This is a genomic window from Staphylococcus sp. NWU MK-U1, from assembly GCF_033283505.1.
Taxonomy (GTDB): Bacteria; Bacillota; Bacilli; order Staphylococcales; family Staphylococcaceae; genus Staphylococcus; species Staphylococcus haemolyticus.
Genome location: NZ_JAVSMG010000010.1, coordinates 39,641 through 62,786 on the forward strand (window position 1 = coordinate 39,641; position 23,146 = coordinate 62,786).

Here is a 23,146-nt window from a genome sequence, read left to right on the forward strand (position 1 = left end):
ACTCAAAGTTACTTATCTGATAAAATTTAGATGAGTAACTTTTCATATATATGAATAAAACAATAATGAAGGAGTGAGCTTGATGAAAACTGAGATATGGGATATGCGTGATTATCAAGAATCGCCATTGGATTATCCAGAATTGGAAAATATAAAACAGGTATATAATGATGGTGGGTTAATTGCAATTCCAACAGAGACTGTTTACGGATTGGGTGCAGATGCTCGAAACCAACATGCAGTTTCAAATATATATCAAGCCAAAGGACGTCCTTCTGATAATCCATTAATTGTCCATATACATGATAAATCTCAGCTTGATCAAATTGTTTCTCATTTGCCTGAAGAAGCCAAATGTATGATGGATGAATTTTGGCCTGGACCTATTTCATTTATTTTACCTTTAAGACAGGGTTATCTTTGTGAGAAAGTAACAGGTGGCTTACAATCAATTGCGGTAAGAATGCCAAGCCATCCAATAGGAAGAGCTATACTTCAATACATTGATATGCCTATCGCTGCCCCTAGTGCTAATGTAAGTGGGCGACCTTCTCCTACAACCTTTCAACACGTTTTTAATGATTTAAATGGCAAAATTGACGGTATAGTCAATGGTGATCAAAGTGAAGAAGGATTAGAAAGCACTGTGTTAGATTGTACACAGTTTCCTTTCAGAATAGCAAGACCAGGATCAATAACACAAGCAATGCTTAATGATGTTTTTCCAGGAAGTGTTGAGGATTATCATTATGACGTCAATAGCCAACCAATAGCACCTGGAATGAAGTATAAGCACTATGCCCCTGATACACCAGTAACGATGCTAACGCATCTTAGTAAACCTATTAAAACAATTAAAGAATGGAGTAATATAGCTTTTATTTTACCGGAAACTTTGAAGCAGTATGCTCCAAGTGATGCACTATTCATTAAACTTTGTAAAGATGAAAAAGATATAAGACAAGCTAATCATAACTTGTATCAAATACTTCATAGTATTGATGAAAATCCATCAATAGATCAAGCATATATTTATGCTTTTGATAAAACAGATGAATCTGAAGCAATAATGAATCGGATTATTAAAGCTACAGGTAATCACATTGTTCGAGGTGATAACTTATGAGAATAACATTTGTATGTACTGGAAACACTTGCCGAAGTCCAATAGCCGAAAGTATCGCGAAGAAAATGCTTGTAGATGACACAATTAATTCTAGAGGACTGTTCGCGATTGATGGTCAATCCGTATCACCAGAGTCATTAGAAGTCATTATGGAGCATAATTTGCCTGAACCTACTGTAGCTAAGCAATTTAGTGAGGAAGATTTGAATAGTGACTTAATTTTAACGATGACAGATATGCATAAACAACAACTGGTTTCTCATTATGGTGACAATGGTCGCATTTATCAACTCAGTGAATATGTTGGAGAAATAGGTGACATTGTTGATCCTTTTGGTGGTAGCATAGATACTTACCGTCAAACCTTTGAACAACTTCTGTATTTGATAGGTAAGTTACGTACAAATTCATAAGTCAAATATTATACAATTAGTATATGTTAAGCTTTAAATAAGTTATAATGAAGAAGTATAGCTAGTTTGCTATGCTTCTTTTTAATTATGTATTTAAGGTGGAGATTTCAATGCAAGAACTTAAAACTTTGCTTGATGAACTTAAATCGCAATCATTTTTCAATGAAAATGAAATTTGTGTGATAGGATGTTCGACTTCTGAAGTTATAGGACAGAAGATTGGTTCTGTAGGGTCAATGGAAGTTGCTGAAGCGATCTTTAATGCATTAGAAGAAGTGAAACAAGATACTGGTGTTTCTTTTGCATTCCAAGGTTGTGAACACATTAATAGGGCAGTCACAATTGAAAGTGAAGATTTCAACCCTCTAACTATGGAAGAAGTCACTGTTGTTCCCGATGTTCACGCAGGAGGTAGTCTTGCTACATATGCTTATAAGCATATGAATGACCCAATCGTAGTTGAACATATTTCTGTACCTAAAGGTATTGATATAGGTCAAACATTAATTGGAATGCATATTAAACACGTTTGTGTACCGGTTAGGACAAGTGTCAAACAGGTTGGTGAAGCAATTGTAACGATTGCAACCTCAAGACCTAAGAAAATCGGTGGTGAACGAGCTAAATACGAATAAGCTTGAAAGCGTAGGAGGGGATTTTTATGTCTTATATCCAAAATCAAGATAAAGCTGTCTATGAAGCGATTCAAAATGAATACAATAGACAAAATAACAACATTGAATTAATAGCATCTGAAAATTTTGTATCTGAAGCGGTAATGGAAGCACAAGGTTCTGTAATGACTAATAAATATGCTGAAGGCTATCCTGGTCGTCGTTATTATGGTGGTTGTGATTATGTAGATGTTACTGAAACAATTGCTATCGAACGAGCTAAAGCATTATTTGGTGCTGAACATGTAAATGTGCAACCACATTCAGGTTCTCAAGCAAACATGGCAGTTTATCTTGTCGCTCTTGAGATGGGTGATACTGTTTTAGGAATGAATTTAAGTCATGGTGGTCACTTAACACACGGGTCACCAGTTAATTTTAGTGGTAAATTCTATAACTTTGTTGACTATGGTGTAGATAAGGAAACTGAAAAAATTGACTATGAAGTGGTGCGTCAATTAGCACATGAACATAAACCTAAATTAATAGTTGCAGGTACATCAGCATATTCTAGACAACTGGATTTTAAAAAGTTTAAAGAAATCGCTGATGAAGTTGGTGCTAAATTAATGGTTGATATGGCCCATATCGCTGGTTTAGTAGCAGCAGGTTTACATCCAAATCCTGTTGAACATGCAGACTTTGTCACTACAACTACTCATAAAACATTACGTGGTCCACGTGGAGGCTTAATTCTTTGTAAAGAAGAGTATAAGAAAGATATAGATAAAACAATATTCCCTGGAATTCAAGGTGGCCCATTAGAGCATGTCATTGCAGCTAAAGCAGTTGCGTTTGGTGAAGCGCTTGAGCAAGATTTTAAAGTTTATCAAGAACAAGTAATTAAAAACGCTAAAGTACTTTCACAAACATTGCAAGAAGAAGGCTTTAGAATTGTTTCAGGAGGGACTGATAATCATTTACTTTCTGTAGATGTTAAAAATTCAGTTAATGTTACTGGTAAAGAAGCTGAAGCGACTTTAGATTCTATTGGAATAACATGTAATAAAAATACAATCCCATTTGATCAAGAAAAAGCTTTCGTAACAAGTGGTATACGTTTAGGTACACCTGCAGCGACTACGAGAGGCTTTGATGAGGAAGCGTTTAAAGAAGTAGGTCGTATTATTAGCTTAGCACTAAAAAATCCTAATAATGATACTAAATTAAAAGAAGCAAGAGAAAGAGTAAGTCGTTTAACTGCTAAATATCCGCTATATGAATAATTTATAAAATTTTGGAGGAAATATAAATGAGTAAAGTACATGTATTTGATCACCCACTAATTCAACACAAATTAAGTTACATCCGTGATATGAATACGGGAACTAAAGAATTTAGAGAACTTGTTGATGAAGTAGGCATGTTAATGGCGTATGAAGTTACTAGAGATTTAGAACTACAAGATGTAGAAATTAAAACGCCAGTAACAACAATGACTGCAAAAAGATTAGCTGGTAAAAAATTAGCTATCGTTCCAATTCTTAGAGCTGGTTTAGGTATGACAGATGGTGTGTTAAGTCTAGTACCAGCAGCTAGAGTAGGTCATATTGGTCTATATCGTGATCCTAACACATTAAAAGCAGTAGAATACTTTGCTAAACTTCCACAAGATATTGATGAGAGACAAATCATTGTTGTAGATCCAATGCTAGCAACTGGAGCATCAGCAATTGAAGCCATCAATTCATTAAAGAAACGCGGTGCAAAAAATATTAGATTTATGTGTTTAATTGCAGCACCAGAAGGTGTAGAAAAGATGCAAGAGGCGCATGATGATGTAGATATTTATATTGCAGCATTAGATGAAAAATTAAATGACAAAGCATACATTACGCCTGGTTTAGGTGATGCTGGGGACAGATTATTTGGTACAAAATAGTATTTAGGAGCTTAAAGTATGAAAAAAATTATGACAGTCTTTGGAACTAGACCAGAAGCAATTAAGATGGCACCTTTAGTAAAGGCACTCGAATATGATGCTGAGTTAGAACCAATGATTGTTGTAACTGCTCAGCATCGTGAGATGTTAGATTCAGTATTACATACTTTTAACATTAAGCCACATTATGATTTAAATATTATGAAGGAAGGTCAAACACTTTCCGACATTACCTCAAGAGCTATGACGAAACTTGAAGATGTTATAAAAAAAGAGAGACCAGATATGGTATTAGTTCATGGCGACACAACTACAACATTTTCTGGTGCTCTTGCTGCTTTTTATAATAAAGTTGCTATTGGTCATGTTGAAGCAGGTTTAAGAACGCGACATAAATATGCGCCATTTCCAGAAGAAGTGAATAGGCAAATGGTTAGCAATTTAGCCGATTTACATTTTGCACCTACTAAAGGGGCGGCTAATAATCTACTTCAAGAAAACAAGAGTCCTGATTCAATAATTATTACTGGAAATACTGCTATCGACACACTCGAACTAACAATACAAAAAGAATATACTTCAGATATTATAAGAAAACATCAAGGTAAACGTATTATATTATTAACTGTACATAGACGAGAAAATGTCGGACAGCCAATGATTGATATTTACAAAGCGATGCGCAAAATTGTGGATGAATATGAAGATATCGTTATTGTGTCTCCATTGCATTTAAATCCTAAAGTAAGAAAACTAGCTTACGAGTATTTAGGAGAACATGAACGTATAGAATTAATTGAACCACTCGATGTTGTAGATTTTCATAACTTTGCAAATAAAGCATATTTAATTTTGACTGATTCAGGGGGGATTCAAGAAGAAGCCCCTTCATTAAATAAACCTGTTCTTGTTCTAAGAGATGTAACTGAAAGACCAGAAGGTGTAACAGCAGGTACTTTAAAGGTTGTAGGTACTGATTTTGATAATGTTTTTAAATCAACAACAGAAATCTTAGAAAATCAAATGATTTATGATCAAATGGCGCTAACTCAAAATCCTTATGGTGATGGAAATGCATCTTTGAGAATATGTGAGAGTATAAAATATTATTTCGGCTTAACTTCAAAAATGCCAAAGTCTTTCAATTCATAAAATAATCATAATTGTGAACATTTTGTGACAATTAAAGAGTTAATTTTTACAACAATTTGAATAGAATTGACACACTATTTACCCTATATTATTATTAAATTTGTATGAGTGGAACGGTTTACATGGTTGTCATAAGTTAATTTGGAGGAAAAAAATGAGGCGTTTCAGCATCATATTTAAACAATTCATTCAATATTATATTTATTTTCTAATTTTATTTGGTGTATTGTATATCATTATTCCAAAACCTTTTATTCTTGGATTGATAATCGGCACAGTTGGATCTTTAATAAATACCTATATTTTCGAATTATATTTATCTCGGGCAAAGCAACCAGATAACATACATATTTCTACGGGCAATACTTGGAGGTACTTAGTCGCTATCATTGCGTGCGTAATATGGTTTTTATTAAAAGATTATGTCAATATTATTGGAGTAATGATAGGTCTTATGTTTTCTTATGTTTTAATCATACTACGCCCTCTACTGCTAAAGAGTTAAAATTTTAAGAACGAAAGAGGTGAGTACATGGATCACAAAAACCCGCTCGTGAGTTGGAATGTGTTTGGTTTTGATCTCGTTTTCAATTTAGCAAGCATCATGATGTTAGTTATTACAGCAATCATTGTTTTTCTTATAGCTATTATTTGTACACGTAATTTAAAGAAAAGACCATCAGGTAAACAGAATTTTATCGAATGGATCTTTGACTTTGTGAGAAGCATCATTGAGAGTAATATGGCTTGGAAAAAAGGTGGTCATTTTCACTTCTTAGCTGTAACATTGATATTATTTATCTTTGTTGCAAACATGTTAGGGTTACCATTTGCTATAGTGACTAAAGATCATTATCTATGGTGGAAATCACCAACAGCAGATGCAACAGTCACATTGACATTGTCAACTATGATGATATTACTTACACACTATTATGGTGTGAAAATGCGTGGTACTAAGGCATACATAGGTAATTACTTCAAACCATTCTGGCCCTTAGCAATTATCAATGTTTTTGAAGAATTCTCTTCAACACTAACACTTGGACTACGTTTATACGGTAATATTTTTGCCGGTGAATTATTACTTTCATTATTAGCCGGTTTAGTTGTAAGTAGTGCTTGGGGTTGGATTATAGGTATTCCAGGTTTAATCGTATGGCAAGGATTTTCAATCTTTGTTGGCTCAATCCAGGCATATATATTTATCATGCTTTCAATGGTTTACATGTCCCACAAAGTAGCGGACACACATTAACTTAAACAAACATTTTAGGAGGAATTATTAATATGGGTTTAATCGCAGCAGCAATTGCAATTGGTTTATCAGCACTAGGCGCAGGTATCGGTAACGGTCTTATCGTTTCAAGAACAGTAGAAGGTGTAGCTCGCCAACCAGAAGCACGTGGACAATTAATGAGTATCATGTTCATCGGTATTGGTTTAGTTGAGGCATTACCTATCATCGGTGTTGTAATCGCATTCATGACTCTTTTCCAATAAGAAAATTTCATGGCGAAGTCACTTGGATCTTCGCCGTTCGTTTTATTTAATGGCAAGTGGTGATTAATTATGAAAGGAGTGTCAAATGCCAGTGAATGCATTAACTAATTCATTCGTTCTAGGTGCAGCAGGTGGTGGTGTTGAATGGGGTACTGTAATTGTAACAGTTATCACATTTGCTATATTACTAGCACTACTTAAGAAATTTGCTTGGGGTCCATTAAAAGAAGTAATGGATAAACGTGAACGTGACATCAACAGAGACATTGATGAAGCCGAAGAAGCAAAATTAAATGCACAAAAACTTGAAGAAGAAAACAAAAAGACACTAAAACAAACTCAAGATGAAGTTCAACGTATTTTAGAAGATGCTAGAGTTCAAGCACGTAAACAACATGAAGAAATCATTCATGAAGCAAATATTCGTGCAAACGGTATGATTGAAACTGCTCAAAGTGAAATCAATAGCGAGAAAGAACGTGCATTAGCGGATATTAACAATCAAGTGTCTGAATTATCAGTATTGATTGCTTCTAAAGTACTTCAAAAAGAAATTTCAGAACAAGATCAAAAAGAACTTGTTGATAAGTATTTAAAAGAGGCAGGCGATAAATAATGACAAATGTAGCAAATAAATACGCTAAAGCATTATTTGACGTCGCTATTGATAAAGACAGATTAGATTTAATGTATGATGAATTGAGTGAAGTTAGTGAAGCTACAAGAAACTATGGTGAAGATTTAAGAGCAATTGACTCAAATCCAAACCAACCAGCTTCTGAAAGACGCAAATTTGTTGGTATCGTTTTTGGAGATGCTAATTATTACTTAAAAAATATGCTAATGATATTAGCTAATAATCGTCATTTAGTACTTATCAATTCAATTTTTAAAGAATTCAAAAGTTTATATAATGAATATCATAATGAAGATTCAGCAATTGTTGAATCAGTTTATCAATTAAGTGATGAAGAACTTGATCGCATTAAAGACTTAATTTTAAAACAAACTAATTTATCACAAGTACATATTACTACGAAAATAAATCCAGAATTAATTGGAGGATTTAGAGTTAAAGTTGGTACTACTGTGCTAGATGGCAGTGTTAAAAAAGATTTAGAACAAATCGAACGCAAATTTAGAAGAGTAAACTAAAATAAAGAGGAGTGACATAGATGGCCATAAAAGCTGAAGAAATCAGTGCATTACTTCGCTCACAAATTGAAAATTATGAGTCTGAAATGTCTGTAACTGATGTTGGTACGGTACTCCAAATTGGTGACGGTATCGCATTAATTCACGGATTAAATGACTGTATGGCTGGTGAGCTAGTAGAGTTCTCAAATGGTGTTCTTGGTTTAGCTCAAAACCTTGAAGAATCAAATGTGGGTGTAGTTATTTTAGGACCATATACTGAAATTACTGAAGGCGACGAAGTTAGACGTACTGGACGTATTATGGAAGTTCCAGTAGGGGAAGAACTTATTGGTCGTGTTGTTAACCCACTAGGTCAACCTATTGATGGACAAGGTCCTATCAATACAACTAAAACACGTCCTGTTGAACAAAAAGCTACAGGTGTAATGGCTCGTAAATCTGTTGACGAACCACTTCAAACTGGTATTAAAGCGATTGACGCACTAGTTCCAATTGGACGCGGTCAACGTGAGTTAATTATCGGAGATAGACAAACAGGTAAAACAACAATCGGTATTGATACAATCTTAAACCAAAAAGGTTTAGATACAATTTGTATTTACGTAGCAATTGGTCAAAAAGATTCAACTGTACGTGCAAATGTAGAAAAATTGCGTCAAGCTGGTGCATTAGATTACACAATTGTTGTTTCAGCTTCAGCATCTGAACCTTCACCATTACTTTACATTGCACCTTACTCAGGTGTAACTATGGGTGAAGAGTTTATGTTCAATGGTAAACATGTATTAATCGTTTACGATGATTTAACTAAACAAGCTGCTGCTTACCGTGAGTTATCATTATTATTACGTAGACCACCAGGTCGTGAAGCGTATCCAGGTGACGTATTCTACCTACATAGTAGATTATTAGAAAGAGCAGCTAAACTAAATGATGATTTAGGTGGCGGTTCAATTACTGCGTTACCAATCATTGAAACACAAGCAGGGGATATTTCTGCATACGTACCAACTAACGTAATTTCAATTACAGATGGACAAATTTTCTTACAATCTGATTTATTCTTCTCAGGTGTAAGACCAGCGATTAACGCAGGACAATCAGTTTCACGTGTAGGTGGATCTGCTCAAATTAAAGCGATGAAGAAAGTAGCAGGTACACTACGTTTAGACTTAGCTTCGTATAGAGAATTAGAATCATTTGCACAATTCGGTTCTGATTTAGATGAATTTACAGCTAGAAAACTTGAAAGAGGTAAACGTACGGTTGAAGTCTTGAAACAAGATCAAAACAAACCACTTCCTGTTGAAAATCAAGTTTTAATTATCTATGCATTAACAAAAGGTTACCTAGATGATATTCCTGTAGAAGACATCACACGTTTTGAAAATGAATTGAATAGTTGGACTAAATCAAATGGTTCAGACTTATTAAATGAAATTAGAGAAACTGGTGGCTTACCATCTGATGATAAATTTGAAGCAACTATTAATGAATTCAAGAAAAGCTTTAGCAAATCTGAATAATTAAACTTTAAATTGAAAGGGTGGTGAGATAATGGCTTCATTAAAAGAAATAGATGGTCGTATTAAATCGACGAAAAAAATGAAACAAATTACCAAAGCGATGAACATGGTATCAAGTTCAAAATTACGTCGAGCTGAAAAAAACACTAAACAATTTGAACCTTATATGGAGAAAATGCAAGATGCTATTACTGCAATTGCAGGTGCTAGTAAAAATTCTAGTCATCCTATGCTTAGACCTAGACAAGTTCAATGTAGTGGCTACCTAGTTATTACAAGTGATAAAGGCTTAGCAGGTGCTTATAGTTCAAATGTACTAAAACGACTTATTAATGACATTAAAGAAAAGCATACTAGTAGTGACGAATATAGCATTATTGTATTGGGTCAATCTGGTGTTGATTTCCTTAAAAATAGAGGTTATGAAATTGAGAATTCGCTTGTTGATGTTCCTGATCAACCTTCATTTAAATCAATACAAGCAATTGCTAAACATGCGATTGACTTATTCAGTGAAGAACATATTGACGAATTAAAAATTTATTATAGTCACTATGTTAGTGTTCTTGAGAATAAACCAACAACTAAACAAGTTTTACCATTATCTCGTGAAGATTCTAGCCAAGGTCAAGGTCAAATGTCTTCGTATGAATTTGAGCCTGATAAAGAGTCTATCCTAAGTGTTATTCTTCCTCAATATGTTGAAAGTTTAATTTATGGAACGATTTTAGATGCTAAGGCTAGTGAACATGCAGCGAGAATGACTGCAATGAAAAATGCTTCTGATAATGCAACTGAACTTATTGATGACTTATCATTACAATATAATAGAGCTAGACAAGCTGAAATCACTCAACAAATCACTGAAATTGTTGGTGGTTCCGCAGCACTTGAATAATAATTTAAAGGAGGAAACAACATGAGTAATGGCCGTGTAACTCAGGTTATGGGTCCTGTTATTGACGTTCGTTTTGAACATAATGAAGTACCTGAAATTAATAACGCCTTAATCATCGAAGTTCCCAAAGAAGATGGTACTTTTGAATTAACGCTTGAAGTTGCATTACAACTAGGTGATGACGTTGTCCGTACAATTGCTATGGATTCAACAGATGGTGTTCAACGTGGTATGGAAGTTCAGAACACTGGAAAAGACATTTCAGTACCAGTTGGCGAAGTAACTTTAGGACGTGTATTTAACGTATTAGGTGACACAATTGATTTAGAAGATAAATTAGATGGTTCAGTAAGACGTGATCCAATTCATAGACAATCACCTAACTTTGACGAATTATCTACTGAAGTAGAAATTCTTGAAACTGGAATCAAAGTTGTAGACTTGTTAGCACCATACATCAAAGGTGGTAAAATCGGTCTGTTTGGTGGTGCCGGTGTTGGTAAAACCGTTTTAATCCAAGAATTGATTAATAATATCGCACAAGAACATGGTGGTATCTCAGTATTTGCTGGTGTAGGTGAACGTACACGTGAAGGTAACGACCTATATTATGAAATGAGAGATAGTGGTGTTATTAAGAAAACAGCAATGGTATTTGGTCAAATGAACGAGCCACCTGGTGCACGTATGCGTGTGGCACTTTCTGCATTGACAATGGCTGAGTATTTCCGTGATGAACAAGGACAAGACGTTCTGTTATTCATCGATAACATTTTCAGATTTACTCAAGCAGGTTCGGAAGTATCAGCATTATTAGGACGCATGCCTTCAGCTGTAGGTTATCAACCTACTTTAGCTACGGAAATGGGTCAATTACAAGAACGTATTACATCAACGAATAAAGGTTCAGTAACCTCAATTCAAGCTGTATTCGTACCAGCCGATGACTATACTGACCCAGCGCCAGCAACTGCATTTGCTCACTTAGATGCTACAACTAACTTAGAACGTAAATTAACTGAGATGGGTATCTATCCTGCCGTGGATCCTTTAGCATCTACATCAAGAGCATTAGAACCAGCAATTGTTGGTCAAGAGCATTATGAAGTGGCACGAGATGTCCAATCAACACTTCAAAAATATAGAGAATTACAAGATATCATTGCTATTTTAGGTATGGATGAGTTATCAGAAGAAGATAAATTGACTGTAGAACGTGCACGTCGAATTCAATTCTTCTTGTCACAAAACTTCCATGTAGCAGAACAATTCACTGGTCAAAAAGGTTCATACGTTCCTGTTAAAACTACAGTAGCTGATTTTAAAGACATTTTAGATGGTAAATATGACCATATTCCTGAAGATGCTTTCCGTTTAGTTGGAAGTATGGAAGATGTAATTGCCAAAGCAAAAGATATGGGTGTTGAAGTCTAAACAATTAGGAGGTATAGATAATGAGTACAGTTAATCTTGATATTGTCACTCCTAATGGTTCAGTCTACGAAAAAGATGACGTTGAATTAGTTGTTTTTCAAACTACAGCTGGTGAAATGGGTGTCATGAGTGGGCATATTCCGACAGTTGCCGCATTAAAAACAGGCCATGTAAAAGTGAATTTTAGAAATGGTACTGAATATATAGCTGTTAGTGGTGGCTTTGTTGAAATTAGACAACATAAAGTATCTGTCATTGTTCAAACAGCTGAAACTGCAAGTGAAATTGATGTAGAACGAGCTAAATTAGCTCGTCAAAGAGCACAATCTCATTTAGAAGATCAGGATAACAGTGATATAAACAGAGCTAAAAGAGCGTTGGCAAGAGCTGAAAACCGCTTACGCGTAGCAGAATTAAAATAATAAAAAAGGTTTGGAAACTAACTTTAGTTTTCAAACCTTTTTTATGTTGTATCATAGTCACGATTAGTATCATTCTGTGCTTATTTAATGTACAATATAGTACAGAAATCTAAAAGGAGAGAATGTCATGGATTATATTGGACAATTTGCAATAGTACACTTAATTTTACATGTTCTGTGTATTTGTATAGCTTATTGGGCATTAAACTCTCTTAAATTAGATCAATTTTTTAAAAAAGGCTATGCTACTCAAGTACAAGTTTGTCTAATGTTTTTAGCGGTATTATTGGGTACAGCTGTTAGTAATTTTTTAATTGATTTATTACAATTCTCAACACAAGTGAAATTTTTATTTCAATAATGAGGTTATTGTAAATTCTTTTTAAAAATGGATATAATAAATAAATAAATAATTGATTGAAAATCGGGAAATGATGATAGTAATAGGAGTTTAAAGTGGAGGATTATTATGGATAAAATAGTTATAAAAGGTGGCAATCGCCTAACTGGAGAAGTTAAAGTTGAAGGAGCTAAAAATGCAGTTTTACCAGTACTAACTGCATCACTGTTAGCATCAGAAGGTCAAAGTAAACTTGTTAACGTTCCAGATCTAAGTGATGTTGTAACAATAAATAATGTGTTATCAACATTAAACGCTAATGTGGAGTATAACAAAGAAGAAGGTGCTGTATTAGTTGATGCATCTACAACATTAAAAGAAGAGGCACCTTATGAATATGTTAGTAAGATGCGTGCGAGCATATTGGTTATGGGTCCTTTACTAGCTCGATTAGGACATGCCATTGTCGCATTACCAGGTGGTTGTGCAATTGGTGCACGACCAATAGAGCAACATATTAAAGGTTTTGAAGCTCTAGGTGCTGAAATTCACCTTGAAAATGGAAATATTTATGCAAGTACAAAAGATGGTTTAAAAGGTACAGATATTCATTTGGATTTCCCTAGTGTAGGTGCAACTCAAAACATTATTATGGCTGCTTCACTTGCAAAGGGTAAAACAGTAATTGAAAATGTTGCTAAAGAACCTGAAATTGTTGATTTAGCAAACTATATCAATGAAATGGGTGGTAAAGTTACCGGAGCTGGTACTGATACTATTACAATTCATGGTGTCGAAAAATTAAGAGGTGTTGAACATTCAATTATTCCAGATAGAATTGAAGCAGGTACCCTTATCATAGCTGCTGCAATTACACGTGGTGATGTATTTGTTAGAGACGCTGTGAAGGAACACATGACTAGTTTAATTTATAAACTAGAAGAAATGGGTGTTAATTTAGATTTCCAAGAAGATGGTGTAAGAGTCACTGCTGAGGATGAACTTAAACCAGTTGACGTTAAAACATTGCCACATCCTGGATTCCCAACAGATATGCAATCACAAATGATGGCGTTATTATTAACAGCTGAAGGTCATAAAGTGATAACTGAAACAGTCTTCGAAAATAGATTTATGCACGTTGCCGAATTCAGACGTATGAATGCAAATATTACTGTAGAAGGCAGAAGCGCTAAAATACAAGGTAAGAGTCAATTACAAGGTGCTCAAGTTAAAGCAACGGATTTACGTGCAGCTGCGGCATTAATATTAGCTGGTTTAGTAGCTGAAGGTACAACCCAGGTTACTGAATTGAAACATTTAGACCGTGGTTACGTTAATTTCCATGAGAAATTAAAATCATTGGGCGCCAACATTGAAAGAGTAAATGATTAATAAGATAATTATCGTATAAACTTCTGGAGGACTTACATTATGGAAACAATTTTCGATTATAATCAAATTAAACAAATCATTCCACATAGACAACCGTTTTTACTAATTGACCGTGTAGTTGAATATGAAGAAGGCAAAAGATGTGTGGGCTTAAAACAAGTATCTGGTAATGAGCCATTTTTCCAAGGACACTTTCCAGATTATGCTGTAATGCCTGGCGTACTAATTACTGAAGCATTAGCTCAAACAGGGGCTGTTGCTATGCTTAACAGTGAAGAGAATAAAGGTAAAATTGCTTTATTTGCAGGTATTGATAAATGTAGATTTAAAAAGCAAGTAACTCCTGGTGATACTTTAATGTTAGAAGTAGAAATTACTAAAATTAAAGGTCCGATTGGAAAAGGTACAGCTAAAGCAACTGTTGATGGACAATTAGCTTGCAGTTGTGAACTAACTTTCGCAATTCAAGATGCCTAAATAATAAAAAAATTGCCTCCTAACTTAATAAAGTGTTAGGAGGCAATTTTTTATTCTCTCTCAAATTTTTCTTCTTTAAGTTTTGGTTTTGATTGCATCATTCGATTGAATGTTATTTTTAACTCTTCACCAGAAAGACCTTCATCAATTAACTGTTCTAATAAACTCTCTGCATATACTTGACGTAAAGTATAAATATGACAGTCAAATACTATTGACATTGTTGTTTCGAATTCAGAAATGCTTTTAATTGTGGCATCAAATAAAGCGGGATCATTTGAAGGACGCGTTATCACGACTCTAATGTCCAATAAAGTTTGATCATCATAATATTTTTTCATTGTCTCATAATGTGCATTTGAAATGACAACCTCTAAGAGCCAACCTGTGCCACTATTTTCTTTATTAATGATTACACCATCTTCTAACTCGAATTCAGTTATTCCACCATTCTCGTTTACGATTTGAAAACGTACAGCTTTAAATGTCTTCACTTCATCACATCCCCAAAAAATTTAAAATTATGCAAAAAAATGAAATTATTAATAATCTAATATGAGTTTTACAATTATTTTCTTTAAATATATCAAACTTTGTGTATTAAGAGGAATAAAAATATTAAAAATAGAATTTTGACGCCTAAATTATAAATGAATAATATAGTTATAGAAGGAGGTGACACATGCTAAATAAAATTGTGATAGTAGGTCGATTGACCAAAAAGGCACAAATATTTGAAAACGAGGAGGTGAAGATAGCTACGTTCTGTGTTGCAACTGAACGTAATTATAAAGATGAAAATAATGAAATAGCTTGTGATTATATTTTTTGTAAGGCATTTGGTAAAACAGCAACAAATATAGAATCATATACAGACCAAGGCACTTTAGTTGGTATTACAGGACAAATGAGATCTCGTAAATACGATAAAGATGGCCAAACGCACTTTGTGACTGAATTATATGTTGAAACAATTAAATTTATGTCCCCTAAATCTAAAAACGATAATATTCTTCCTAACACCTCATATGATGAAGACGCTTATTCCTTTGATCACCTTGAAGTGATTGATGTTAACTAATGTTCTAATAACTCCATCCCTATTTACTATAAAAACTTCTTTTAATTATACTCATGGCCTCTCTTATATAAAGAATTTATAAGGGAGGCTATTAAATTATCCATTTAATTATCTGAAAGATTTCATAAATATTACAAAGATAAGATGTTTATATACCTATTCAAAACTGTCATGATAGTTTGCAATTGAAATAATTATGGTTTTACTAATGTAATTTCTATGTAAAAAAGTCCTGTCTTTTTTTATTTCACTGTAACCTACTATGATTTTATGGATGTTAAAGTGTTACTTATAAAATTAATTAAGACACAAACATTCTTAGGAGGATATATATATTATGAAAAAGACAATTATTGCTTCATCATTAGCAGTAGGTTTAGGAGTAGTTGCTGGCAACGCTGGACACGCAGATGCGAGCGAAGCTCAAGTAAATAAAGCAGAATTAGCTCAATTAGCTCAATCAAATGATCAATCATTAAATGATAGCCCTATCCAAGAGGGTGCTTACAATGTAACTTTTGATTATGAAGGTTTCACTTACCATTTTGAATCAGATGGTACTAATTGGAGTTGGAACTATGCACAATCAGGTCAAGCTTCTCAACAACAAGATGTAAGTGCACAAGCTTCAACTGTTTCTAATCAAACTTCAGCTGAACAAGTTGGTTCACAACAACAATCTAGTCAAGCTCAACCAACTCAAACTCAACAAGCACCTCAAACTGAACAAACACAACAACCACAAACTGAAGCTACAACTTCTAACTCAAGTTCTTCAAATAACAATACTTCAAGTGGTTCTTCTGTAAATGTTAACAGTCATTTACAACAAATTGCACAACGTGAATCTGGTGGCGACATTACTGCTATCAACCCAAGTTCAGGTGCAGCAGGTAAATATCAATTCCTACAATCTACTTGGGATTCAGTAGCTCCTGATGAATATAAAGGTGTTTCACCAGCACAAGCTCCTGAAGACGTACAAGATGCTGCAGCAGTTAAATTATATAACACTGCAGGCGCTTCACAATGGGTAACTGCATAATATAGTAATTTAATCATTTTAAAGTAAGAGTGGAACAGTGAATTTTGTTCCACTCTTTTTTGTTTTGTTTGATAAAACGCAGTCATTTTGATATTGTTAAATTAATAAATTAATGCTACTAGGGGAGCCATAGTAAATGGCTGAGATGATTAATTCAGACCCTTATAACCTGATTTGGTTAGCACCAACGTAGGAAAGTAGTTATGTAAATGTTACGTTCTCTTTATTGAATGATAGCTACATTTCTACGTTGAAATGTAGCATTTTTTAATTTTAAGGAGGATTAATATGACATTTTCAACTGAGATTAAAGAGGCTGCGCAACCTATTATTGAAGAAATTTATAATGATGGTTTTATACAAGACCTATTAAAAGGGGATTTAGATGCTCAAGCAGTACGTCAATATTTAAGAGCAGATGCATCATATTTGAAAGAATTTACAAATTTATATGCACTTCTTATCCCAAAAGCGCCATCAATGAAGGATGTTAAATTTTTAGTTGAACAAATTGAATTTATGCTTGATGGTGAGGTTGAGGCACATGAAATCCTAGCAGATTATATCAACGAACCTTATGAAGAAATTGTTAAAGAAAAAGTATGGCCACCTAGTGGAGATCATTATATTAAACATATGTATTATCACGCATATGCACATGAAAATGCTGCGTATACTATAGCTGCAATGGCACCTTGTCCTTATGTATATGAAGTAGTAGCTAAAATGGCATTAGATGATCAAAATCTAAATAGAGATTCAGTAACAGCGAAATGGTTTGATTTCTATAGCACAGAAATGCGACCATTAATCGAAGTATTTGACAATTTATTAGATGAATTAACAGCAAATTGTACAGAACAAGAGAAAAAAGATATTAAAGAAAGTTTCTTACAAAGTACTATACATGAACGTAATTTCTTTAATATGGCTTATATTAATGAACAGTGGAACTTCGGAGGCGACAAAAATGCATAAACCCAAAATTGCTTTAACAATTGCAGGAACTGATCCATCAGGTGGCGCTGGTGTGATGGCCGATTTAAAATCATTTCATGCCTGTGGCGTCTACGGTATGGCAGCAATAACAAGTATTGTTGCGCAAAACACTAAAGGCGTTCAACACATCCATAATCTTGAGACAAGTTGGGTACAAGAACAATTAGACAGTGTCTTTAATGATGAATTACCACATGCTATTAAGACAGGCATGATTGCAACTCATGAAACAATGGAGTTAATCCAACATTATTTGAAACAACATTCAGATATTCCATACGTTATTGATCCAGTTATGCTTGCTAAAAGTGGTGATTCACTTATGGATGATGATACTAAGAAACATTTACAGAATACATTACTACCTTTAGCAGATGTCGTTACGCCTAATATTCCTGAAGCAGAGGAAATTACTGGTATCAAAATAGACACTGAAGAAAATATACGAAAAGCTGGTAACATATTTATTAACGAGATAGGTAGTAAAGGCGTCGTTATAAAAGGTGGGCATTCTGCTGATTTAAACAATGCCAAAGATTTCTTGTTTACTAAGGATGATGTATATACTTTTGAAGATCAACGCTTTGATACAAAACATACTCACGGCACCGGATGTACATTTTCAGCTGTAATTACTGCAGAACTTGCAAAAGGTAAATCAATTTATGAAGCGGTAAAAAAAGCTAAGAAATTTATTTCATTAAGTATTCAATATACGCCAGAGATTGGTCAAGGTAGAGGGCCAGTGAACCATTTTGCTTATATGAAGAAAGTAGGTTTAGATGATGAATAACTTAGAACGTTTGAGACAAGAGAACCCATTAGTTGTATGTTATACAAATGATGTCGTGAAGAATTTTACAGCCAATGGTTTACTCAGTATCGGCGCGAGCCCAGCAATGAGTGAAGCACCTGAAGAAGCGAAGGAATTTTATAAAGTCGCTGGTGCATTACTTATTAATATTGGCACGATGACTAAAGCAAATGAACAAGACATATTGGAAATTGGTAAAATTGCGAATCAACAAGGAACACCGATTGTATTTGATCCAGTGGCAGTTGGTGCATCTTCATATCGTAAAGCATTTTGCCAAAAATTCTTATCAGAAGTGAAAGTATCAGTAATTAAAGGAAATGCCTCAGAAATTTTAACGTTAGTAGATTCGACTACAACGATGAAAGGTACAGATGGTGAAACTGACTTAGATGTTGTTGAAATAGCTAAGAGAGCCCATGAGGAATTGAATACAGCCATCGTGTTAACAGGTAAAGATGATGTTGTTGTCCAAGGTGGCAAAGTTGTCAAGTTATCTAATGGGTCACCTTTATTAGCTAAAATTACTGGTGCTGGATGTTTACTCGGTGGTATTGTAGCGAGTTTCTTATTTAGAGAAGAAAATCCAACACTACAAGTGTTAGAAGAAGCAGTGAGCATTTATAATATTGCTGCTGAAATTGCTGAAAAGGATCAACAAGTGAATGGACCAGGTACATTTTTACCCAAACTGTTAGATCAAATGTATAACATTGACTTTAATACTTACCAACACCAAGTCAAAAGACAAGAGGTTGAATAATATGTTTAATTCATCATTATTAAACGTTTATTTTATTTGCGGTACGCAAGATGTTCCAGAAGGAAAAGATATTAGAGAAATACTAAAGCAAGCTTTAGAAGCTGGAATTACCCTTTTTCAATTCCGTGAAAAGGGGCCAACATCATTAGATGGTGTTGCGAAAGAAGATTTAGCAATTGATTTATTAAAACTATGTCATGACTATCAAGTACCATTTATTGTAAATGACGACGTTGATTTAGCTGAAAAAATAAATGCAGACGGTATTCATGTAGGGCAAAATGATGAAAATGTGAAGTCTTTTGCTGAACGATTTAAAGATAAAATCATTGGGCTTAGCATTGGAAATGAGAAAGAATATTATCATTCGGATTTAGAACATGTTGATTATATTGGAGTTGGACCTATGTTTGCAACAATCTCTAAAAATGATGCTAACGCACCAGTAGGTCCATCAATGATTGCTACATTAAAGAACATCAATCCTTCGTTACCAATGGTAGCAATTGGAGGCATAACAGAAGACAATATTGAACCTATTGCTCAAAATGATGCAGATGGTGTTTCAGTTATTTCAGCGATTGCACGTAGTCATAATATTGACAAGACTGTTACTAAAATGAAAAGTTATTTCAAATAAATAATAAAATTTTTCTTTTTTTGTTTTCTAGTAAACGGTTACTATGATAAAATAATCCCTATGTGAATATATCAATAGAGGTGTAAAAATGAAGAAGAAAGCGTTACTACCTTTGTTATTAGGGGTAATGGTCTTTTTAGCCGGATGTGACTATTCTAAATCTAGTAATAGAGATGGATTTTTCTATAATACATTCGTAGAACCAATGTCTAAAGTATTACATTGGTTAGGCCATTCAGTATTTAACGATGACTACGGTATTGCAATTATCGTATTAGTTTTAGTAATACGTATTATCTTGTTACCATTCATGCTATCAAACTATAAAAATAGTCATTTGATGCGTGAAAAAATGAAAGTTGCCAAACCAGAAGTTGATGGCGTGCAAGAGAAAGTTAAACGTGCACGTACTCAAGAAGAGAAAATGGCAGCAAACCAAGAAATGATGGAAGTTTATAAGAAATACGATATTAATCCAATGAAGAGTGCATTAGGATGTTTACCTGTATTAATTCAAATGCCGGTTGTCATGGGATTATACTTTGTATTACGTTACCGTATTGGTGGCGGTATTGCAGAACATCCTCACTTCTTATGGTTTAATTTAATACATCCTGATATTTGGATTACTATCATTGCCGGTGTGCTTTACTTTATCCAAGCTTGGGTATCAAGTAAGCAAATGCCTCAAGAACAACGTCAAATGACATATATGATGATGATTGTATCACCAATCATGATTATTTGGATTTCATTAAGTTCGGCTTCAGCTTTAGGTTTATATTGGTCAGTCAGTGCGGCATTCTTGATTGTTCAAACATACTTCGCCAATATGTACTATGAAAAAGTTGCTCAAAGAGAAGTTGCGCCAATGATTGAAAAATTTGAGGAAAATAATAGTAACTCAAATAAAAAAGGTAAAAACACTCAAGTCGTTTCTAAGAATAATAAAAAGAAAAAATAAATTAGTTTAATTGAAACTAGTAAGTAAAAAGGTCGATATCCCTACGTAGGGTATCGACCTTTTTTTATATATGCCATTCTTTATAAAATTGATTTAAAAACTGCTCCATAAACGTATGTCTTTCTCTAGCTAATTTTCGACCAGTTTCAGTATGCATTAAATCTTTTAATTTTAATAATTTATCATAAAAGTGACGTATAGCGGAAGGTTCTAAATTAGTAATCGTTTCAATATTAGGTATGTCACTATGTGGTGATTCTGTCCACATTGGCTCATTAAAATGGCCTGAAAATTGAAATGCTCTAGCAATACCAATAGCACCAATCGCATCTAGTCGATCTGCATCCCTAACAATTTGTCCTTCAATTGGAAGGTCTACATGATTATTTTGTCCATTTCTATAACTTAAATGTTGAATGATGTAAATAATCTTTTGTTGTTGATCAGAAGATACGCGAATGTTCTTTAAAAATGTTTTTAAACGATCTAAAGCATTGGCTTTATTTGTTAACTTATCATCAATGACATCATGAAGTAATGCAGATAATGTGATAATTAAATATTCTCCTTGTTGCTCGCATTTAGAGATTGTTTGAGCTAGTGACGTTACACGTTCTACATGTGCAACATCATGACCAGAATAATCACTTTTATGAAAATCTTTCATATAACGATGCGCTAATTCTATTTGTCGTGTTACATCCATTTTAATCTCCTTATTGTTCAGATGAGTTCGGGACTTAAGTATTATTTTAAGTATATAATATTTTCAATGTGATTTTTTTAGCTACTATATCTAAATTATCTATAGAATAGGAGAAAGTAATTGAGATATACCTTCTTTAAATTTAATCCACAGGCTTCGTTTATTATATAAGTCTTCAGTGAGTCGGTAAGATACTTTCATATCTTGAATAAATGCTTCTTTTAGTTGAGCTGCAATTGCTTCATCATAGATAAATGCGTTTACTTCAAAGTTCAATGTAAAACTACGATTATCCATGTTGGCAGTACCTACTGAAGCAATTTCATCATCAATAATTAATGTTTTGGAGTGTAAGAAACCATTATCATAATGATAGATTTTCACGCCAGCTGATAATAGAGAAGCTGCGTTTTTTAGGGTAGCCCAATAAACAAAAGGATGATCAGGTTTATTAGGAATCATGATATTGACCTCTACACCACCTAAAGCTGCTATTTTAATTGCATCAATGAAGGCTTGATCAGGAATAAAATAGGGTGATTGAATATAAATAGATTGTTTAGCTGAAGAAATCATTTTCAAATAACCATATTTGATTTGCTCCCAATCTTCATCAGGACCACTTGAGGCAATTTGTACACCTATTGTTCCACCAGAGTCTACATCAGGAAAATAGCGATCTTCATATTCGATTGAATCACGGTTTGATTGTGAGTTCCAATCTAATATAAATCTCAGTTCAAGTGCGTTTACAGAATCTCCTTCTAATCGCAAATGAGTGTCTCGCCAATATCCAAATTTTTTATCTTTACCTAAATATTCGTCGCCTACATTAAAACCACCAACATAACCAATTTTACCGTCAATAATAACTATTTTTCTATGGTTTCGGTTATTCATACGTAGGTTTATAAGTGGGAGTTTAGAAGGAAAGAAAGATTCAACATGTCCACCTTTTTGACGAAAGTGTTTTAAATCTTTTTTTCTTAGAGTTCTTGATCCCATATCATCGTATAACATTTTAACTTCTAAGCCCTCATCAAGTTTATCCTCAAGTGCTGAGAGAATTCGATGACCTAATTCATCACTTTTGAAAATATAGTATTGAATATGTATATAATCTTTTGCATTTTTAATATCACTTAATAATGCATCAAATTTTGCATGGCCATCAGTATAAATCTTGATTTGATTATCAGTAGTAAGGAATGCAGCATTGTTAAAAAGTAACATGCGTACCATTTCTTTAAACTTAACAATTTGATGATTACCTTTTGAGAAATCGTCGCTTTCTAATGCTTCAATTTGTTCATCGACAATCATAGCAAGGCCTTTACGGTCTTCCTTTTTCAATTTAAAAATACGATTGCGTTGAATTTGGCGTCCTAATAGTAAATATAAAATAAACCCTATAATTGGTAAAAATACTAAAACAAGTAGCCAAGCCCATATTGAACCAGCACTACGGCGCTCCATAAAGATAATAACAAACGCAAAAATTAAGTTTAATATAAAGGCAGCAATTAAAATGATATTAATAATCAATGAGGAATGCGTGAAAGACATTGAGTATATTTCTACCATAGTACGCCTCCTGTTTATTTTTTTAATTCTTGCAAGAATAAGATAAGTCTAGTACTTTCTTAAACTTAATTGTATCATGGCATTAACTAAATAGCATGACCCTTTTTCATGAAAATAAGTTACAGTGTTTGACGAATATGAAGGTAAATT

At 33.8% G+C, this 23,146-nt stretch carries 28 protein-coding genes and 1 riboswitch; of the genes, 25 read left to right on the forward strand and 3 right to left on the reverse strand.

Going from position 1 to position 23,146, the window contains the following annotated elements; translation table 11 throughout:
- The first annotated feature begins 82 nt into the window (after positions 1–82).
- The 18 genes from SBL16_RS11180 (at position 83) to fabZ (ending at position 14,400) form a co-directional block, all read left to right on the forward strand.
- Positions 83–1,126, forward strand: coding sequence for an L-threonylcarbamoyladenylate synthase (locus SBL16_RS11180; RefSeq protein WP_317954121.1), 1,044 nt, complete (start codon positions 83–85; stop codon positions 1,124–1,126).
- The gene (locus tag SBL16_RS11185) at positions 1,123–1,539 is read left to right on the forward strand and encodes a low molecular weight protein arginine phosphatase (RefSeq protein WP_107611854.1); all 417 of its coding nucleotides are present in this window, start codon (positions 1,123–1,125) and stop codon (positions 1,537–1,539) included. The genes SBL16_RS11180 and SBL16_RS11185 overlap by 4 nt, the downstream gene beginning before the upstream one ends.
- A 110-nt stretch (positions 1,540–1,649) precedes the next feature.
- Positions 1,650–2,174, forward strand: coding sequence for a TIGR01440 family protein (locus tag SBL16_RS11190; protein ID WP_107611855.1), 525 nt, complete (start codon positions 1,650–1,652; stop codon positions 2,172–2,174).
- A 26-nt stretch (positions 2,175–2,200) separates the two neighbouring features.
- Positions 2,201–3,439, forward strand: coding sequence for a serine hydroxymethyltransferase (gene glyA, locus SBL16_RS11195; RefSeq protein WP_016931218.1), 1,239 nt, complete (start codon positions 2,201–2,203; stop codon positions 3,437–3,439).
- 26 nt (positions 3,440–3,465) lie between these two features.
- Entirely contained in the window at positions 3,466–4,095 is a 630-nt protein-coding gene (gene upp / locus SBL16_RS11200) for a uracil phosphoribosyltransferase (RefSeq protein WP_011275234.1), read from the forward strand.
- An 18-nt stretch (positions 4,096–4,113) separates the two neighbouring features.
- Positions 4,114–5,247 carry a non-hydrolyzing UDP-N-acetylglucosamine 2-epimerase gene (wecB, locus tag SBL16_RS11205; RefSeq protein ID WP_107611856.1) on the forward strand — a complete coding sequence of 378 codons (1,134 nt, stop codon included), beginning with the start codon at positions 4,114–4,116 and terminating at the stop codon, positions 5,245–5,247.
- A 154-nt stretch (positions 5,248–5,401) separates the two neighbouring features.
- Positions 5,402–5,752, forward strand: a complete 351-nt coding sequence (locus SBL16_RS11210; protein WP_107611857.1) for an ATP synthase subunit I — start codon at positions 5,402–5,404, stop codon at positions 5,750–5,752.
- A 27-nt stretch (positions 5,753–5,779) separates the two neighbouring features.
- Complete coding sequence (atpB, locus tag SBL16_RS11215; RefSeq protein WP_107611858.1) at positions 5,780–6,505, forward strand: F0F1 ATP synthase subunit A; 726 nt, start codon at positions 5,780–5,782, stop codon at positions 6,503–6,505.
- Positions 6,506–6,537: 32 nt separating this feature from the next.
- Complete coding sequence (atpE, locus tag SBL16_RS11220) at positions 6,538–6,750, forward strand: F0F1 ATP synthase subunit C (RefSeq protein WP_011275238.1); 213 nt, start codon at positions 6,538–6,540, stop codon at positions 6,748–6,750.
- Positions 6,751–6,835: 85 nt separating this feature from the next.
- Positions 6,836–7,366: a F0F1 ATP synthase subunit B gene (locus SBL16_RS11225; RefSeq protein ID WP_016931216.1), complete on the forward strand. Its 531-nt coding sequence runs from the start codon at positions 6,836–6,838 to the stop codon at positions 7,364–7,366.
- Entirely contained in the window at positions 7,366–7,905 is a 540-nt protein-coding gene (locus SBL16_RS11230) for a F0F1 ATP synthase subunit delta (protein ID WP_107611859.1), read from the forward strand. Before SBL16_RS11225 ends, SBL16_RS11230 begins: the two co-directional genes overlap by 1 nt.
- Before the next feature lie 20 nt (positions 7,906–7,925).
- Positions 7,926–9,434 (forward strand): F0F1 ATP synthase subunit alpha, encoded by a 1,509-nt coding sequence (gene atpA / locus SBL16_RS11235; protein ID WP_107611860.1) that lies wholly within the window; start codon positions 7,926–7,928, stop codon positions 9,432–9,434.
- A gap of 31 nt (positions 9,435–9,465) precedes the next feature.
- Positions 9,466–10,332, forward strand: a complete 867-nt coding sequence (atpG, locus tag SBL16_RS11240) for an ATP synthase F1 subunit gamma (RefSeq protein WP_107611861.1) — start codon at positions 9,466–9,468, stop codon at positions 10,330–10,332.
- Between the two features lie 21 nt (positions 10,333–10,353).
- Positions 10,354–11,766, forward strand: a complete 1,413-nt coding sequence (atpD, locus tag SBL16_RS11245; protein WP_011275243.1) for a F0F1 ATP synthase subunit beta — start codon at positions 10,354–10,356, stop codon at positions 11,764–11,766.
- A 20-nt stretch (positions 11,767–11,786) separates the two neighbouring features.
- Entirely contained in the window at positions 11,787–12,188 is a 402-nt protein-coding gene (locus SBL16_RS11250) for a F0F1 ATP synthase subunit epsilon (protein WP_011275244.1), read from the forward strand.
- Positions 12,189–12,315: 127 nt separating this feature from the next.
- Positions 12,316–12,549: a DUF1146 family protein gene (locus SBL16_RS11255; RefSeq protein ID WP_011275245.1), complete on the forward strand. Its 234-nt coding sequence runs from the start codon at positions 12,316–12,318 to the stop codon at positions 12,547–12,549.
- A gap of 108 nt (positions 12,550–12,657) precedes the next feature.
- A complete protein-coding gene (gene murA, locus SBL16_RS11260; RefSeq protein WP_016931214.1) occupies positions 12,658–13,923 on the forward strand; it encodes a UDP-N-acetylglucosamine 1-carboxyvinyltransferase in 1,266 nt (421 codons plus the stop codon).
- Positions 13,924–13,962: 39 nt separating this feature from the next.
- Positions 13,963–14,400 (forward strand): 3-hydroxyacyl-ACP dehydratase FabZ, encoded by a 438-nt coding sequence (gene fabZ / locus SBL16_RS11265; RefSeq protein ID WP_016931213.1) that lies wholly within the window; start codon positions 13,963–13,965, stop codon positions 14,398–14,400.
- 50 nt (positions 14,401–14,450) lie between these two features.
- Here the strand turns inward: fabZ and SBL16_RS11270 are convergent, their stop codons facing one another.
- Positions 14,451–14,894 (reverse strand): YwpF-like family protein, encoded by a 444-nt coding sequence (locus SBL16_RS11270; protein ID WP_011275248.1) that lies wholly within the window; start codon positions 14,892–14,894, stop codon positions 14,451–14,453.
- Between the two features lie 188 nt (positions 14,895–15,082).
- Between SBL16_RS11270 and SBL16_RS11275 the strand changes: the two genes are divergently transcribed.
- From SBL16_RS11275 to yidC, 7 genes are all read left to right on the forward strand, one after another.
- Positions 15,083–15,481 (forward strand): single-stranded DNA-binding protein, encoded by a 399-nt coding sequence (locus tag SBL16_RS11275; RefSeq protein ID WP_011275249.1) that lies wholly within the window; start codon positions 15,083–15,085, stop codon positions 15,479–15,481.
- Positions 15,482–15,818: 337 nt separating this feature from the next.
- Entirely contained in the window at positions 15,819–16,526 is a 708-nt protein-coding gene (locus tag SBL16_RS11280) for a transglycosylase family protein (RefSeq protein ID WP_107611863.1), read from the forward strand.
- A 110-nt stretch (positions 16,527–16,636) separates the two neighbouring features.
- Positions 16,637–16,739: riboswitch (TPP riboswitch) on the forward strand.
- A 75-nt stretch (positions 16,740–16,814) separates the two neighbouring features.
- Complete coding sequence (gene tenA, locus SBL16_RS11285) at positions 16,815–17,504, forward strand: thiaminase II (RefSeq protein ID WP_037538799.1); 690 nt, start codon at positions 16,815–16,817, stop codon at positions 17,502–17,504.
- The gene (gene thiD, locus SBL16_RS11290; RefSeq protein ID WP_037538797.1) at positions 17,497–18,318 is read left to right on the forward strand and encodes a bifunctional hydroxymethylpyrimidine kinase/phosphomethylpyrimidine kinase; all 822 of its coding nucleotides are present in this window, start codon (positions 17,497–17,499) and stop codon (positions 18,316–18,318) included. The genes tenA and thiD overlap by 8 nt, the downstream gene beginning before the upstream one ends.
- On the forward strand, positions 18,311–19,102 hold the full coding sequence (thiM, locus tag SBL16_RS11295; protein ID WP_107611864.1) for a hydroxyethylthiazole kinase: 792 nt from the start codon (positions 18,311–18,313) through the stop codon (positions 19,100–19,102). The genes thiD and thiM overlap by 8 nt, the downstream gene beginning before the upstream one ends.
- Position 19,103: 1 nt before the next feature.
- Positions 19,104–19,742 (forward strand): thiamine phosphate synthase, encoded by a 639-nt coding sequence (gene thiE, locus SBL16_RS11300; RefSeq protein WP_107611865.1) that lies wholly within the window; start codon positions 19,104–19,106, stop codon positions 19,740–19,742.
- Positions 19,743–19,830: 88 nt separating this feature from the next.
- Positions 19,831–20,706, forward strand: coding sequence for a membrane protein insertase YidC (yidC, locus tag SBL16_RS11305; protein WP_037538790.1), 876 nt, complete (start codon positions 19,831–19,833; stop codon positions 20,704–20,706).
- 64 nt (positions 20,707–20,770) lie between these two features.
- Here yidC and SBL16_RS11310 read toward each other — a convergent pair whose 3' ends face one another.
- Together SBL16_RS11310 and cls are read right to left on the reverse strand one after the other, a co-directional pair.
- The gene (locus tag SBL16_RS11310) at positions 20,771–21,412 is read right to left on the reverse strand and encodes an HD domain-containing protein (protein WP_107611867.1); all 642 of its coding nucleotides are present in this window, start codon (positions 21,410–21,412) and stop codon (positions 20,771–20,773) included.
- A gap of 99 nt (positions 21,413–21,511) precedes the next feature.
- The gene (gene cls, locus SBL16_RS11315; RefSeq protein ID WP_016931421.1) at positions 21,512–22,996 is read right to left on the reverse strand and encodes a cardiolipin synthase; all 1,485 of its coding nucleotides are present in this window, start codon (positions 22,994–22,996) and stop codon (positions 21,512–21,514) included.
- Between the last annotated feature and the right edge of the window lie 150 nt (positions 22,997–23,146).